Below are 13,825 nucleotides of genomic sequence, written 5' to 3'. Positions count from 1 at the left end.
CCATGGTGGATACGGCAACGACGAAAGCGGTCCCGGCCGCGCCGGCCAACGCTTCCCGGCAAGGTTACTGGCGCGGCGTGCTGCGCCGCCTGCTGCGCGACCCGGGCGGGGTATTCGTCGGCGCGATCATTCTCGTTCTGCTGGCCCTGGCGCTGTTCGGGCCGTGGCTTATCGTCAAAGACCCCTATCAAACGTCGATGTTCCTGCGCCTGAAGCCCATCGGCAGCGACGGCTTCCCGCTGGGCTCTGATGAGCTGGGGCGCGACATGCTGTCGCGACTGATCCTCGGCACCCGGCTGTCGCTGTTTATGGGGATTGTCCCGGTGGTGTTCGCCTTTTTTATCGGCGGCGCCATCGGGATCATCGCTGGCTACATGGGCGGCAAAATCAATACCCTGATCATGCGCACCGTGGATGTGTTCTATGCCTTTCCCTCGGTTCTGCTGGCGATTGCGCTGTCGGGGGCGCTGGGGGCGGGCATCGGCAATGCGCTGCTGTCGCTGACCCTGGTGTTTGTCCCGCAGGTGGCGCGGATTGCCGAGAGCGTGACCGCCCAGGTACGGCATATGGACTATATCGATGCCGCCCGGGCCACCGGCGCCAGCGCGTTGACCATTATCCGCGTCCAGGTGCTGGGTAACGTGCTCGGGCCGATCTTCGTCTTCTCCACCGGGCTGATTTCGGTGTGCATGATCCTCGCCTCCGGCCTGTCGTTTCTCGGCCTCGGCGTGCGGCCGCCGGAGCCAGAGTGGGGGCTGATGCTCAATACGCTGCGCACGGCAATCTATACCCAGCCGTGGGTGGCCGCCCTGCCGGGCCTGATGATTTTTATCACCTCCATTTCGTTCAATATCCTCGCGGACCGCCTGCGTGCGGCAATGGCGATTAAGGAGTAAGCGATGCAACCCTTTACCAATATCGACCTCGGCGGGCCGGCGCAGCCGCTGCTGAAGGTCAATCACCTGCTGAAGTACTTCCGCGGCGGCAAAGGCCGGGAGGTGGTCCAGGCGGTGGACGATATCAGCTTCTCGGTGATGAAAGGCGAAACCCTGGGGGTGGTCGGCGAGTCGGGCTGCGGCAAATCGACCACCGCCCGGCTGCTGATGCAGCTGCTCACCCAGGACAGCGGCGAACTGATCTTCGACGGGCTGGGGGTCGGATCGTCGCGCCTGCCGCTGAAAGCCTACCGTCGCCAGGTGCAGATGGTTTTCCAGGACAGCTATGCCTCGCTCAATCCGCGCCTGACCATGGAGGAGAGCATCGCCTTCGGCCAGCGGGTCCACGGCGTCAGCGCCAGAGAGGCCAGCGAATACGCCCGCTATCTGCTGGCGCACGTTGGCCTTGAGCCGGCGCGCTTTGCCGACCGCTATCCCCATGCGCTCTCCGGCGGCCAGCGGCAGCGGGTGAATATCGCCCGCGCGCTGGCGATGAAGCCGCGGCTGGTGATTCTTGATGAAGCGGTGTCGGCGCTGGATAAATCGGTGGAAGCTCAGGTGCTGCAACTGCTGCAGGAGCTGAAGCGGACCCTCGAGCTGACCTATGTGTTTATCAGCCACGATCTGCACGTGGTGCGCTGGCTGTCGGATCGGATCCTCGTCATGTACCTTGGCGAAGTGGTGGAGATCGGCCCGGCGGAGCAGCTGTTTACCGCCTCCGCCCATCCCTATACCCGGGCGCTGTTAAGCTCCATGCCCTCCATGGATCCGCAAAACCGCACCCTGACCTCGCCGCTGAGCGGCGATCCCCCCAGCCCCATCGCGCCGCCGAGCGGCTGCCGCTTTCACACCCGCTGCCCGCACGCGAAGGCGGTCTGCGCCGAGGTGAAACCGCGGCTGGAGGCGGTCGGGGAGGGGCACCAGAGCGCCTGCCTGATGGCGCAGCCAGCCTCGCCCTGGCATCAGCGCATCCCTCTTAAGGAGGTCAGCCATGTCGCATAACGCCTTTGTCCATGTGCGCGACCTGCGGGTCGTCTTTCGCCGCGACGGACAGACCATCAACGCGGTCAACGGGGTCTCCTTTGACGTACAAAAGGGGGAGGTGATGGCGTTGATTGGCGAGTCGGGTTCCGGCAAGAGCGTGACCCTGCGGGCGCTGATGCGCCTGCACCCGCCGGGGAGCAGTGAGCTCTCCGGCACCCTGCGGGTGGGGGACGACGCGGTGCTGACGATGAACGCCAGCCAGCTGCGGCGCTATCGCGGCGGGCGCTGCGCGATGATTTTTCAGGAGCCGCTGCTGGCCTTCGATCCGGTCTACACCGTCGGGCAGCAGATTATAGAAGGGCTGCGCCGCCACGAAGGGCTGTCGCGCCAGGCGGCCCGGGACAGGGCGCTGGAGGCCCTGCGTCAGGTGCGCATTCCCAGCCCCGAGCGGCGGCTGGAGGCTTACCCGCACGAGATGTCCGGCGGGATGCGCCAGCGGGCGATGATCGCCCTTGCGCTCTCCTGTAACCCGCAGCTGCTGCTGGCGGATGAGCCGACCACCGCCCTCGACGCCACGGTGCAAATCCAGATCCTGATCCTGCTGCGCGAGCAGCAAAAGCAGCGCGGGCTGTCGATCGTGTTTGTGACCCACGATATCGGCGCCGCGGTGGAGATTGCCGACCGGGTGGCGGTGATGTACGCCGGGCGGATCGTTGAGGAGGCCGCCATGAGCGAGATCCTGCGCCACCCGCGCCATCCTTATACCCGGGTGCTGCTGGGCAGCCGGCCGAAAGAGGGGCTCAAGAAAGGCGATGCCCTGCACTGCATTCCCGGCGCGCCGCCGGATCTGGCGCGCTTGCCCCCCGGCTGCGCCTTTGCCGAGCGCTGCCCGCACCGTCGCCCGGTCTGCGAGCAGAGCCTGCCGCCGACGGAGGCCGCAGCGGAGCGCCACACGGTGAGTTGCCACCGCTGGCGCGAGCTGGCGATTGACGCCCACGCGCAGGCCCTGGCCGTCTGACCGACGGCAACACACTCTACAGATGAAGGCCAGGCGCTGATGCCTTATTTCCCACCGCCGGTTGCGCTGGCGGCGACCTTGATGTCAGGAGACCACCATGAGCAGTGATGTACTTTTTACCCCCGCCACCGACACCACCCGCTGGCGCATCAATGGCGACCGCCTGTGGGCGTCGTTAATGGACCTTGCTCAGATCGGCGCCACGCCGAAGGGCGGCTGCCGCCGTCTGACCCTCACCGACCTCGACCGCCAGGGGCGGGACCGGGTGATTGGCTGGGCGCGGGAGGCCGGGCTGAGCGTCACCATCGATAAAATCGGCAATGTGTTTATGCGCCGGGAAGGGCGCAACCCCAGCCTGCCGCCCATCGTCTCCGGCAGCCATATCGACACCCAGCCCTCCGGCGGCAAATTTGACGGCAACTTCGGCGTGCTGGCGGCGCTGGAGGTGGTGCGCACGCTCAACGATCGGCAGATTGCCACCGAGGCGCCGATTGAGGTGGTGTTCTGGACCAACGAAGAGGGGTCGCGCTTCGTGCCGGTGATGATGGGCTCCGGGGTCTTTGCCGGGGTCTTCCCGCTGGAGGAGACCTGGGCCGTCACGGATAAAGAGGGCGTCAGCGTCGGCGAGGCGCTGGCGCAGATCGGCTATATCGGCGAGCAGACCCCGGGAGAGCATCCCATCGGCGCCTATTTTGAGGCGCACATTGAGCAGGGACCGATTCTCGAAGATGAAGCGAAAACCATCGGTATCGTGCAGGGCGTGCTGGGGATCCGCTGGTACGACTGCGTGGTGACCGGCCAGGCGTCGCACGCCGGACCCACGCCGATGCGCCTGCGTCAGGATGCCCTGCAGGTGGCGACCCGCATTATGCAGGAGGTGGTCGCCATTGCCGGGCGCAGCGAAGAGGGACGCGGCACCGTCGGCAGCGTGCAGGTGTGGCCCAACAGTCGCAACGTGGTGCCCGGGGAGGTCACCTTCTCCATTGATATGCGCAATCTCAGCGATGCGCTGGTGGATGAAATGGATCGCCAGCTGCGGGCGTTTATCACGGAGGTTGAGCGGGAGAGCGGTCTGCAGGTGGCCCTGAAGCAGGTGAGCCACTATCCGGCGGCGCCGTTCGATGGCGAATGCCAGCAGGCCATTGCCGATGCCGCGCAGCGGCTGGGCTACCCGGCGCGACCGATTGTCTCCGGCGCCGGGCATGACGCCGTGTATATGAGCTACCTGGCGCCGACCGGGATGATTTTTATTCCCTGCAAGGACGGGATCAGCCATAACGAAATGGAGTATGCCTCGCCGGAGCACGTCGCCGCCGGGGCCAACGTGCTGCTGCAGGTGATGCTCCAGTACGCCCGGCCGGTGTAGGCGCTCATCCTCCCCGGCGGGGCGACGCGTCAGGTCAGGCGCGGCTCCCGCTCCCTGCGCCAACCCGCTGGCGGCCAAATTTGCGCGAGCCCACCACGCACAGCACTACCCCGAGGGTGACCGCCAGCATCAAGGGGCTGACGGTTTCGTGCAACAGCGCCGCCGACAGGCCAAGCCCAAAGAACGGCTGCAATAGCTGGAGCTGGCCGACGGCGGCGATCCCGCCCGCGGCCAGCCCTTTGTACCAGAAGATAAAACCAATCAGCATGCTGAAGAGCGACACATAGCCCAGCGCGGCCCAGGAGGAGGTCGATATGGCGCGCCAGGAGGCGGGCTGAACCATCAGCGAGGCGGGGAGCATCAACGGCAGGGCTATCACCAGCGCCCAGCAGATCACCTGCCAGCCGCCGAGCTCCCGGGTCAGCTTTGCCCCTTCCGCATAGCCGAGGCCGCAGGCGATCACCGCCGCCAGCATCAGCAGATCGCCGCTGAGCGACGCCGCCGCACTTTGCGTCAGGGCGAATCCCATCACCAGCAGGCTGCCCAGCAGCGAAAAGATCCAGAAAGCCCGCCGCGGACGTTCGCCGCCGCGCAGTACGCCGAAGAGGGCGGTCATCAGCGGCAGCAGACCAATAAACACAATCGAATGCGCCGAAGTGATGCGCTGCAGGGCCAGCGCCGTGAGCAGGGGAAAGCCGATCACCACCCCGGATGAGACGATGAACAGGGGCACAAGCTGCGCCAGGCGCGGGCGTTTCTGACGAAAGCCGACCAGCAGCGCGACGGCAAGCAGCCCGGCGATGGAGGCGCGCAGAAAGGTCAATAACAACGGATCCATATCCTGCACCGCCAGCCGCGTCGCGGGCAGCGAACCGCTGAAAATGATCACCCCCAGTAAACCATGAAGCCATCCGGACCAGGGGCCGGGCGCCGATTTATCCAGTGTTGAATCTACCACGTTAACCTCGCGTTATCTGAATGGGCTGCGCCCGCTTGAGCATCGTCAGCGGCGATGGTAATGTGGCCAATCTGATACAATCAAATTATTGTAATAGATACATTTCACGATGAAAGCCCGATACAAAGCCGTTGTCGACCGATACGCGCAGGCGATCCGCAGCGGGCAGCTGCCCGCCGGCAGCCGTCTGCCGACGCACCGTACCCTGGCCGCCGAGGAACGCCTCTCGCTGGCCACCGCCACGCGCGTCTACCGTGAACTGGAGGAGATGGGGCTGGTCAGTGGCGAAACCGGGCGCGGCACCTTCGTGCGGGACCTCTCGCTGCCGCCGGGGCATGGGGTCGACCAGCAGGTGGTGGCCGCCGACGTCGTGGATCTTAACTTCAACTACCCTTCGCTGCCGGCGCAGGGCGATGCGCTGCGCGAGGCGCTCAGGCAGCTGGCGATGGCGGGCGATATTGACTCGCATCTGCGCTATCAGCCTCACGCCGGGCGGCTCGCCGAGCGGGAAATCATCGCCCGCCATTTGACCTGCCGGCACTTTGCGCCGGACGCGGAAAATGTCCTGATCGTCAACGGCGCGCAGCACGGGCTGGCGGTGACCGTTATGGGGCTGTTACGTCCGGGGGATGTGGTGGCGGTTGATGCGCTGACCTATTCGGGCTTCAAGGTGCTGGCGGCGCTCTATCATCTGGAGCTGGCGGCGATCCCCTGTCGGGCCGAGGGGCCGGACCTGCAGGCGCTTCACACGCTGTGCCAACAGCGGCGGGTGTGGGCGGTGTATACCATGCCGACGCTGCACAATCCGCTGGGCTGGGTGCTCAACGCCGGGCAGCGGCAGGCGCTGGCCGACCTCGCGCGCCAGCACGATCTGCTGATTATCGAAGATGCCGCCTATGCCCGGCTGGTGAGCCGTCCGCCGCCGCCGGTGGTCAGCTATGCGCCGGAAAGAACGGTGTATGTCACCGGATTTTCGAAAAATATCGCCACCGGACTGCGCGTGGGGGTGGTGATTTCTCCGCCGCGCTATCGGCCGGAGATTGAGCGCGCCATCCGGGCCACGACGTGGAATACGCCGACGCTGATAAGCTCGCTGATCTGCGCCTGGATTGAAGATGGCACGGTGGCCCGCTTTGAAACGCAGAAACGACAGGATGCGCGACAGCGGCAGCAGGTGGCCCGCGAGGTGCTCTGCGGCCTTCCCGTTGTGAGTCATCCCGATTCGTACTTTGTCTGGCTGCCGCTGGGCGAAGAGAGCCGGGCCGACCGGCTGGCGAATGCGCTGATGGAACGCCGTATTTCGGTGTCGACCGCCGAGCCGTTCTGCGTCTCCGCCACGATCCCACAGGCGCTGCGCATCGCGCTCGGTTCGGTGCCTTTCGACAGCCTGCGCCCGGCGCTGCTCAACGTGCGCGATGCCGTCGAGTATGAGCAATCCCGCTAACCCATCTGCTCCAGCTGGCCGCGCAGGACTTCCACCCCCCGGGCGATGGCGTCGGGGTTAATGGCGTGGAATCCCATGCGAAAGTAGTTATCCGGCGGCGCGGCGTTGAGAAAATGGCGCGCCCCGGGCTCAATCAGCACGCCGGCGTGGGCGGCGCGCCAGGTAAGCTGCTGGGTGTTGATCTGCGCCGGGGTCTGCAGCCAGAAGGCGTTAGCGTGTTCGCTCCCCGCCAGCGCGCGGCACGACGGCAGGTAGCGCTGCAGGGCGGCGTGCAGGCGCTCCCAGCGCTGGGCGGAGTCGTAGTGGTAGCGCCGCAGATGGGTTTCATAATGGCCCTGGGCGAGGAAGTGGGCCATCTGGTACTGAATGTTGGTCGGCGGATGGCGATAGACCAGCCGGCGCAGGGCGCGCGCCTCGTCGATCAGGTCCGGGTCGGCGACCATAAACCCCAGCCGCAGCCCCGGCGACAGCGCCTTTGACAGGCTGCTGACATACACCACCCGGCCGCTGCGATCGCTGGCCTTCAGCGCCGGCAGCGGGTTTTGGGTAAAGTTACTCTCCGAGTCATAATCATCTTCAATGATCACCGCGTCATGGCGGGCGGCATGCTCCAGCAGCTGGCGGCGGCGCGCGCTGCTCATCGCCACACCGGTGGGCACCTGGTGGCCGGGGGTGACATAGTAGTAATCGCAGGGACGCTCATTAAGCACGATCCCCTCTTCATCCACCGGGTGCGGCGCTACCTCGGCGTCGGCGAGCAGAAAGGTGTTGATGGCTTCGCGAAAGCAGGGGTTTTCGACGCCAATGCGGGTGGTGGAAGAGAGCAGCAGCCGTGTCAGCAGGTAGAGGGCGTTTTGCGAGCCCAGGGTGATGAGAATTTCGTCCGGGGCGGCGACAATGCCGCGCTTGGGCAGCACCCGGGTGCGGATCTGCTCGATGAGCATCGGCACATCCTGGTCAATATGGTCGACCACCCACGCCGGATCGCGCACCCCGCCGTGCAGCCAGTTGGCCGCCGAGCGCCAGGTGGCCAGCGGGAACTGCCGGGTATCGGGCTGGCCGTAGATAAACGGGTAGCGGTAGTGCATCCAGCCCGCCGGTTTGAGGATCGACTCCTGCTGGCTGGGGGTCATCTGCAGCCGGTCGCCCCAGCGTGGTGCAGCCGCTTCGCGCTGCGGTGCACTTTCGACCGCGGGAGGCGAAGCGTCGTGATAGTCGGGATGCAGGTAGTAACCGCTTCGCGGGCGGCTTATCAGATAGCCCTCGTTGACCAGGCTTTCGAACACCAGGGCGGTGGTATTGCGCGAGACGCGCAGCTGGCTGGCCAGCTGGCGGCAGGAGGGCAGCGGGGTGTCGGCGGCGAAGATCCCGCTGAGAATGGCATTCACCAGCGTCTCTCGCACCTGCTCCTGCAAACCGCGGCCAGGCTCAAAATCAACGTGTAACAGGTGACGGATCATACGGGGCTCCTCTGGCAATAACGCATCGCGACCACCCCATAAGCTCAGCAAATTCCATACCACCCTTCCGCCATCTGACACAGCGATGCGGCCCATCTGGCTCTATACGGAATTGCAAAACGCTCCCACATTAAAAACGCATTCAGCCGCCGCGGACCGGAACCTCCCGGCCTCTATTTTGCATAAACCTTTTCGCGTTCTGGAATGAACCCGTCTGGCTAATCCATCAGGGGTGAAATAATGAAAAAATCATTGGCATCAATGTGTCTGAGCGCTGTATTAACGGTTGCTTTTTCTTATCACGCCGTCGCGGCCGATCTGCCGGAAATAGAAAAATCCGGCACCCTGAAAGTGGCGACGGAAGATGATTATGCGCCATTTAACTTTATGAATAATGGTCAGGCCGATGGCTTTAACAAAGATATGCTTGAGGAGTTACGTAAATACGCCAAATTTCATGTCGACCAGAGCATATTACCGTGGACCGGATTATTAGCGGCGGTTTCCACCGGACAATACGATATGGCCTTGACCGGGGCGGTTATTACCGATGAGCGGCTGAAGGTCTTTGATTTCACCCCGCCGTGGGCCTCCGCGCAGCACTATTTCGTCAAACGCGCTGGCGATACCTCGCTAAACACCATTGCCGATCTCAGCGGCAAAAAAGTGGGCGTGCAGGCGGGCAGCGCGCTGCTGGCGCGTTTGCCGGAGCTGAAGGCGATGCTGGAGAAGACCGGCGGCAAGCTGGGGCCGGTGGTGGAGTACCCCTCCTATCCGGAAGCCTACGCCGACCTGGCGAATAAGCGGCTGGATTACGTGATTAACGTGGTGATCTCGGTGAACGACCTGGCGAAAGCCAAACCGAAGGTCTTCGCCAAAGGGCTGGCCGTCTCCGGACCGGGCTATATGGCGTGGCCGATCCCGAAAAACTCGCCGCAGCTGCTGGCCTATATGACCAAGTTTATGAACCACATGAAGGAGACCGGCAAGCTCGCCGAGCTGCAGAAAAAGTGGTTTGGCGAAACCTATGACAACCTGCCCACCGAGGCGATCACCAGCCCGGAACAGTTTCATAAGCTTGCCGGTCTGTAATGTTCCGCGGCGGGCGACCGCCGCCTGTTGCTGAGAAGGAGGGCCTCATGGATGCAATTTCCTGGCAGTTATTAATCGAAGGCGCATGGACGACCCTCTGGATTTCGGCCATCGCTATCGCCTTCGGGGTGGTGGCGGGGCTGCTGATCGCCCTGGTGCGGATGCTGCGCCTGCCGGTTATCGACCAGCTGCTGGTGGTCTATATCAGCCTGGCCCGCGCGACGCCGCTGGTGACGCTGGTGCTGTTTCTGTTCCTTTCCCTGCCCACGATGGGCATTAACCTCGACAAGAACGTGGCCGCCATCGTGGCGCTGACGCTTAACACCTCGGCGTTTAACGCTGAGATCTGGCGCAACGCCTTCCGCACCTTTCCGCGCGAACAGCGGGAGGCGGCGGAATCGGTGGGAATGCGCCGCTGGACCTACTTCCGCTACATCATGCTGCCGCAGATGTGGATCGAGAGCCTGCCGGCGCTGGTCAATGAGATGTCGTTTTTGATCAAAGGTAGCCCGGCGATCGCCGTGATCGGCGTGGTGGATCTCACCCGGGTGACCAACCGTATCTCCTCGGTCACCTACGAGCCGCTGTCGCCGATCCTCGCCGCCGGCCTGCTGTATGTGGCGATCATCGGCTGTTTATTGAAGCTGCAGGGGATCGCGGAACGGAAAGCCAGGCGCCTGGCGCGCTAGCAACGGGAGGTATTATGAATCAGTGGGGCGTTATCTGGTCGGTACGCGATAGCTTTATTGCCGGGCTATTCGCGACCCTCGAACTGTTTATTACCGCCGCCCTCGCGGCCCTTATTATCGGTATTGCGTTGTGTTATTTTAGCGAATATCAAAAGAAAGTCCTTAACCGGGTTATCATTGGTTTCGTCAGCCTGATGCGCGCGATCCCTTTTTTGATCCTCGCCTATCTGCTGTATTACGGACTGCCGCAGCTCGGTATTAGCATGGAGCCGTGGACCGCCGGTTTACTGGCCCTGATTATTTATCATGGCGCCTATTTCTTTGAAATACTGCGTAGCCAGCGGCGGGTATTTTCCGGCGGGTATATTGAAGCCGCCATTGCTCAGGGCTTTTCTCGCTATGCCATTTTTCGGCGGATTATTTTACCCAATATCGTCTCTTCCGCCTTACCGCTGATCGGCAATCAGCTGATTATCTGCCTGAAGGACACCGCTTTCCTGAGCATTATTACCGTTCAGGAGATCACCGCCGCCGCCAACAGCGTCCAGGCGACCTATTTTATTCCGTTTAACGCCTTTATCGTCGCCATTGGGCTTTACTGGGCGATTAGCATTCTGCTGGAGCTGCTGATTAAGCGCCTGACCGCCTGGGGAGCCAAAAGAGGAATGAGCCATGCCTGAGTCTATTGCCGTAAGCGTCAAAAACGTCTCCAAGCAGTTCGATAATGTGGAAGTCCTGCGGGATATTAACCTGACGGTGGAGAAGGGGACCGTGGTGAGTATTCTCGGCTCGTCCGGGTCGGGAAAATCCACCCTGCTGCGCTGTATGAACTGGCTGGAACAGCCGGACCGCGGCGAAATTCATATCGGCGGTCAGCGGCTGGGGATTGATGAGCAGCGCGGCCGGGCGATGTCGCACCGCCAGCTGGCGAAAATTCGCGAGCGGGTGGGGATGGTGTTTCAGAGTTTTAACCTGTGGCCGCACCTGACCGTGCAGCAGAACGTCAGCGAGGCGCTGCTGCGCGTTAAGGGCATGAAACGAGACGAGGCGCAGGCCATGGCCATGCAGCAGCTGGAGAAAGTCGGCATGGCGCACAAAGCCGATGTCTACCCGATCACCCTCTCCGGCGGGCAGAAGCAGCGGGTGGCGATCGCCCGTTCGCTGGCGATGTCGCCGGAAGTTATCCTCTTTGACGAACCGACCTCGGCGCTGGATCCGGAGCTGGTGAACGAGGTGTTAGGGGTGATGAAAGCCCTTGCCGCCGAGGGCTACACCATGGTGGTGGTGACCCACGAGATGGATTTTGCCCGCCAGGTGTCCAATGAGGTGGTGTTTCTGGAGAAGGGGCTGCTGATTGAGAAGGCGCCGCCGGAGAAGTTTTTCACGCAACCTGACTCCGAACGCGTCAGGCAGTTTCTGCAAAGCAGCCGCTAGACCGGCCTGTGCCCCCTGCCGGCAGCGCCGGCAGGGGGAGCGTCGGGTTTCGCTTAATCCCGGTCGATGGCGAACGGCTGCCACGCCTGGCGCACCGGCATCACCTCCACCCGGTTAATGTTCATATGCGCCGGCAGCGTGGCGATATAAAACATCTGCTCGGCGATATCGCGCGCGCTCAGCGGCGTGGTGCCGCGATAGAGCTTATCCGATGCCGCCTGGTCGCCCTTAGTGCGCACCAGGGTAAATTCGGTCTCGGCAATCCCCGGCGCCAGATCGGTGACCCGCACGCCGGTGCCAAGCAGATCGCAGCGCAGGTTATAGCTGAACTGTTTTACAAAGGCCTTGCTGGCGCCATAGACATGGCTGCCGGGATAGGGCCACTGCCCGGCGATCGAGCCGATATTGATAATGCTCGCCCCGGCGCCATGGCGGATCAGCGTCGGCAGCAGGGCGTGGGTCATCGTCACCAGACCGGTGACGTTGGTGTCGATCATCGTTTTCCAGTCCTCCAGCGCCACCTCCTGCGCCGGCAGCGGCGACAGCGCCAGCCCGGCGTTGTTGATCAGGGTGGTGATATCGGCGAAATCGGCGGGCAGCGACGCCACCGCCGCAGCCACCGCCTCGCTGTCGCGAACGTCAAGCTCAATAATATGCACCGGCACCTGGGCGGCGAGTCTGTCCTGCAAGGCCTTCAGTCGCGGATAGCGGCGCCCGCTCAACACCAGCGACCAGCCCGCATCGGCAAACACCTGCGCTGCCGCTTCGCCAAAACCCGAGGTCGCCCCGGTGATAAACACTACGTTGCTCGTTGCCATCTCATTCTCCTGTGCGGTTGTCCCTTCACTATAAAAACGCCGGACGGCAAGGCACAGGGCCAGACGACGGGCGGGGATGTGACACCGTGTCACATCGTTTTGCGCACACTGGCTCTATCCGATTTGCGCGGCCGCGGCCAATGATGAAGTCAACCACTACGACATGAGAGAGGGCAGGGTATGAAGCTGGCAATTCACAACGAGGTCGCGGTAAGCAATGACGAAGTTCGGCAATTGGATCGCGCCTATGTGTTTCATTCATGGTCGATGCAGGGCAATCTCAACCCGCTGGTCATCGCCGGGGCGCAAGGCTGCGAGCTATGGGATTATGAGGGGAACACCTGGCTCGACTTCAGCAGCCAGCTGGTGAATGTCAACATTGGCTATCAACATCCCCGGGTGCTGGCGGCCATGAAGGCGCAGCTGGAGACCCTGGTCACCATCGCGCCCGCTACCGCCAACCTTGCCCGCGGCGAAGCGGCGAAGCGCATCGTCGACCTGGCGCCGGCGGGCTTCAGCAAGGTGTTTTTCACCAACGCCGGGGCGGATGCCAATGAGAACGCGATTCGCATGGCGCGGCTGTATACCGGACGCGACAAGGTGCTGTCGGCCTATCGCTCCTACCATGGCAACACCGGCAGCGCGATCGCCGCCACCGGCGACTGGCGCCGGGTGCCGAATGAGTTTTCCCGCGGCCATGTGCACTTCTTCAATCCTTACCTTTACCGCAGCGAGTTCAACGCCGCGACCGAGGAGGAGGAGTGCCAGCGCGCGCTGGCCCATCTGCGGCGGATCATTGAATGCGAGGGGCCGACGGCTATCGCGGCGATCCTGCTGGAGTCCATCCCCGGCACCGCCGGGATCCTCGTGCCGCCGGCAGGCTATATGCAGGGCGTGCGCGCGCTGGCCGACGAGTTTGGCATCGTGCTGATCCTCGATGAGGTGATGGCCGGCTTTGGTCGTACCGGCAGCTGGTTCGCCTTCGAACAGGATGGCGTGGTGCCGGATCTGGTGACCTTTGCCAAGGGGGTTAACGCCGGCTACGTGCCGGCGGGCGGGGTGCTGATTAGCGAGCCGATTGCCCGCTATTTTGACGATCACTTCTTTGCCGGGGGGCTGACCTACTCCGGCCATCCGCTGGCGATGGCGGCGATTGTCGCCACCATCGACGCGATGAAAGAGGAGAAGGTGGTTGAGAACGCGGCCTATATCGGCAACGAGGTGCTGCGCCCCGGTCTCGAGGCGCTGGCGGAGAAGCACGCCATTATCGGCGAGGTGCGCGGTCGCGGCCTGTTCCAGGCGCTGGAGCTGGTGAGCAGCCGTGAACAAAAAACGCCGTTGACCGCCGCCGACATGGCCGCGATCAAAGGGGCCCTGACCGAAGCCGGGCTGCTGGCCTTTGTGGTGGATAACCGCATTCATGTGGTACCGCCGTGCACCATTACTGCTGAGCAGGTGGCGCAGGGGCTGGGGATTTTTGATGCGGTCTTCGCCCGCTTTGCCAGCCTGGCGAAGTAGGGGAGAGTAGCGGAAGCGACCGCCGGACGGTTCCCTTTCCCTCCGGGAGAGGGCCAGGGGGAGGGGAAGCGCTGCCGTGTGGTTTTTTATGTTATCTGTGGCTTCAGCG

General features: G+C 63.3%; 13 protein-coding genes. 10 read left to right on the top strand and 3 right to left on the bottom strand.

The window, feature by feature from the left end:
* Positions 1 to 2: 2 nt before the first annotated feature.
* From ACOI6Z_RS10540 to ACOI6Z_RS10525, 4 genes are all read left to right on the top strand, one after another.
* Positions 3 to 896, top strand: coding sequence for an ABC transporter permease (locus ACOI6Z_RS10540; RefSeq protein WP_023288741.1), 894 nt, complete (start codon positions 3 to 5; stop codon positions 894 to 896).
* Between the two features lie 3 nt (positions 897 to 899).
* Positions 900 to 1,937, top strand: a complete 1,038-nt coding sequence (locus tag ACOI6Z_RS10535) for an ABC transporter ATP-binding protein (protein WP_048296975.1) — start codon at positions 900 to 902, stop codon at positions 1,935 to 1,937.
* Positions 1,927 to 2,937, top strand: a complete 1,011-nt coding sequence (locus tag ACOI6Z_RS10530; RefSeq protein ID WP_044521499.1) for an ABC transporter ATP-binding protein — start codon at positions 1,927 to 1,929, stop codon at positions 2,935 to 2,937. The genes ACOI6Z_RS10535 and ACOI6Z_RS10530 overlap by 11 nt, the downstream gene beginning before the upstream one ends.
* A gap of 97 nt (positions 2,938 to 3,034) precedes the next feature.
* A complete protein-coding gene (locus ACOI6Z_RS10525) occupies positions 3,035 to 4,303 on the top strand; it encodes a Zn-dependent hydrolase (RefSeq protein ID WP_048296976.1) in 1,269 nt (422 codons plus the stop codon).
* A gap of 34 nt (positions 4,304 to 4,337) precedes the next feature.
* Here the strand turns inward: ACOI6Z_RS10525 and ACOI6Z_RS10520 are convergent, their stop codons facing one another.
* Positions 4,338 to 5,246, bottom strand: coding sequence for a DMT family transporter (locus ACOI6Z_RS10520; protein WP_048298636.1), 909 nt, complete (start codon positions 5,244 to 5,246; stop codon positions 4,338 to 4,340).
* 124 nt (positions 5,247 to 5,370) lie between these two features.
* Between ACOI6Z_RS10520 and ACOI6Z_RS10515 the strand changes: the two genes are divergently transcribed.
* Positions 5,371 to 6,705, top strand: a complete 1,335-nt coding sequence (locus ACOI6Z_RS10515) for a PLP-dependent aminotransferase family protein (RefSeq protein ID WP_130952891.1) — start codon at positions 5,371 to 5,373, stop codon at positions 6,703 to 6,705.
* Here ACOI6Z_RS10515 and ACOI6Z_RS10510 read toward each other — a convergent pair.
* Positions 6,702 to 8,165, bottom strand: a complete 1,464-nt coding sequence (locus ACOI6Z_RS10510; RefSeq protein ID WP_023288747.1) for a PLP-dependent aminotransferase family protein — start codon at positions 8,163 to 8,165, stop codon at positions 6,702 to 6,704. The genes ACOI6Z_RS10515 and ACOI6Z_RS10510 overlap by 4 nt on opposite strands.
* Before the next feature lie 240 nt (positions 8,166 to 8,405).
* Here ACOI6Z_RS10510 and ACOI6Z_RS10505 point away from each other — a divergent pair, with 240 nt between their 5' ends.
* The 4 genes from ACOI6Z_RS10505 to ACOI6Z_RS10490 are packed head-to-tail and all read left to right on the top strand — an operon-like array spanning position 8,406 to position 11,380.
* A complete protein-coding gene (locus ACOI6Z_RS10505) occupies positions 8,406 to 9,257 on the top strand; it encodes a transporter substrate-binding domain-containing protein (RefSeq protein ID WP_022631237.1) in 852 nt (283 codons plus the stop codon).
* Positions 9,258 to 9,304: 47 nt separating this feature from the next.
* Entirely contained in the window at positions 9,305 to 9,946 is a 642-nt protein-coding gene (locus ACOI6Z_RS10500) for an amino acid ABC transporter permease (RefSeq protein WP_002893187.1), read from the top strand.
* A 14-nt stretch (positions 9,947 to 9,960) separates the two neighbouring features.
* Entirely contained in the window at positions 9,961 to 10,626 is a 666-nt protein-coding gene (locus ACOI6Z_RS10495; RefSeq protein ID WP_048296980.1) for an amino acid ABC transporter permease, read from the top strand.
* The gene (locus ACOI6Z_RS10490; protein WP_032455037.1) at positions 10,619 to 11,380 is read left to right on the top strand and encodes an amino acid ABC transporter ATP-binding protein; all 762 of its coding nucleotides are present in this window, start codon (positions 10,619 to 10,621) and stop codon (positions 11,378 to 11,380) included. The genes ACOI6Z_RS10495 and ACOI6Z_RS10490 overlap by 8 nt, the downstream gene beginning before the upstream one ends.
* A gap of 53 nt (positions 11,381 to 11,433) precedes the next feature.
* Here the strand turns inward: ACOI6Z_RS10490 and ACOI6Z_RS10485 are convergent, their stop codons facing one another.
* Positions 11,434 to 12,198 carry an SDR family NAD(P)-dependent oxidoreductase gene (locus ACOI6Z_RS10485; RefSeq protein ID WP_023288749.1) on the bottom strand — a complete coding sequence of 255 codons (765 nt, stop codon included), beginning with the start codon at positions 12,196 to 12,198 and terminating at the stop codon, positions 11,434 to 11,436.
* Between the two features lie 180 nt (positions 12,199 to 12,378).
* Between ACOI6Z_RS10485 and ACOI6Z_RS10480 the strand changes: the two genes are divergently transcribed.
* The gene (locus ACOI6Z_RS10480) at positions 12,379 to 13,716 is read left to right on the top strand and encodes an aspartate aminotransferase family protein (RefSeq protein WP_065812434.1); all 1,338 of its coding nucleotides are present in this window, start codon (positions 12,379 to 12,381) and stop codon (positions 13,714 to 13,716) included.
* The last annotated feature ends 109 nt before the right edge of the window (positions 13,717 to 13,825 follow it).

The sequence above is a fragment of the Klebsiella sp. C239 genome, assembly GCF_048822715.1.
GTDB lineage: Bacteria > Pseudomonadota > Gammaproteobacteria > Enterobacterales > Enterobacteriaceae > Klebsiella > Klebsiella quasipneumoniae.
Note: the sequence above shows the minus strand (reverse complement) of the source record. Positions and strands in the feature narration are given on the sequence as shown.

Excerpts from the sequence above, each read along its gene's own strand:
- ACOI6Z_RS10515 (WP_130952891.1), top strand. The coding sequence starts at position 5,371 with ATGAAAGCCCGATACAAAGCCGTTGTCGACCGATACGCGCAGGCGATC.
- ACOI6Z_RS10495 (WP_048296980.1), top strand. The coding sequence starts at position 9,961 with ATGAATCAGTGGGGCGTTATCTGGTCGGTACGCGATAGCTTTATTGCC.
- ACOI6Z_RS10485 (WP_023288749.1), bottom strand. The coding sequence starts at position 12,198 with ATGGCAACGAGCAACGTAGTGTTTATCACCGGGGCGACCTCGGGTTTT.
- ACOI6Z_RS10540 (WP_023288741.1), top strand. The coding sequence starts at position 3 with ATGGTGGATACGGCAACGACGAAAGCGGTCCCGGCCGCGCCGGCCAAC.
- ACOI6Z_RS10490 (WP_032455037.1), top strand. The coding sequence starts at position 10,619 with ATGCCTGAGTCTATTGCCGTAAGCGTCAAAAACGTCTCCAAGCAGTTC.
- ACOI6Z_RS10525 (WP_048296976.1), top strand. The coding sequence starts at position 3,035 with ATGAGCAGTGATGTACTTTTTACCCCCGCCACCGACACCACCCGCTGG.
- ACOI6Z_RS10530 (WP_044521499.1), top strand. The coding sequence starts at position 1,927 with ATGTCGCATAACGCCTTTGTCCATGTGCGCGACCTGCGGGTCGTCTTT.
- ACOI6Z_RS10480 (WP_065812434.1), top strand. The coding sequence starts at position 12,379 with ATGAAGCTGGCAATTCACAACGAGGTCGCGGTAAGCAATGACGAAGTT.
- ACOI6Z_RS10535 (WP_048296975.1), top strand. The coding sequence starts at position 900 with ATGCAACCCTTTACCAATATCGACCTCGGCGGGCCGGCGCAGCCGCTG.
- ACOI6Z_RS10505 (WP_022631237.1), top strand. The coding sequence starts at position 8,406 with ATGAAAAAATCATTGGCATCAATGTGTCTGAGCGCTGTATTAACGGTT.
- ACOI6Z_RS10510 (WP_023288747.1), bottom strand. The coding sequence starts at position 8,165 with ATGATCCGTCACCTGTTACACGTTGATTTTGAGCCTGGCCGCGGTTTG.
- ACOI6Z_RS10500 (WP_002893187.1), top strand. The coding sequence starts at position 9,305 with ATGGATGCAATTTCCTGGCAGTTATTAATCGAAGGCGCATGGACGACC.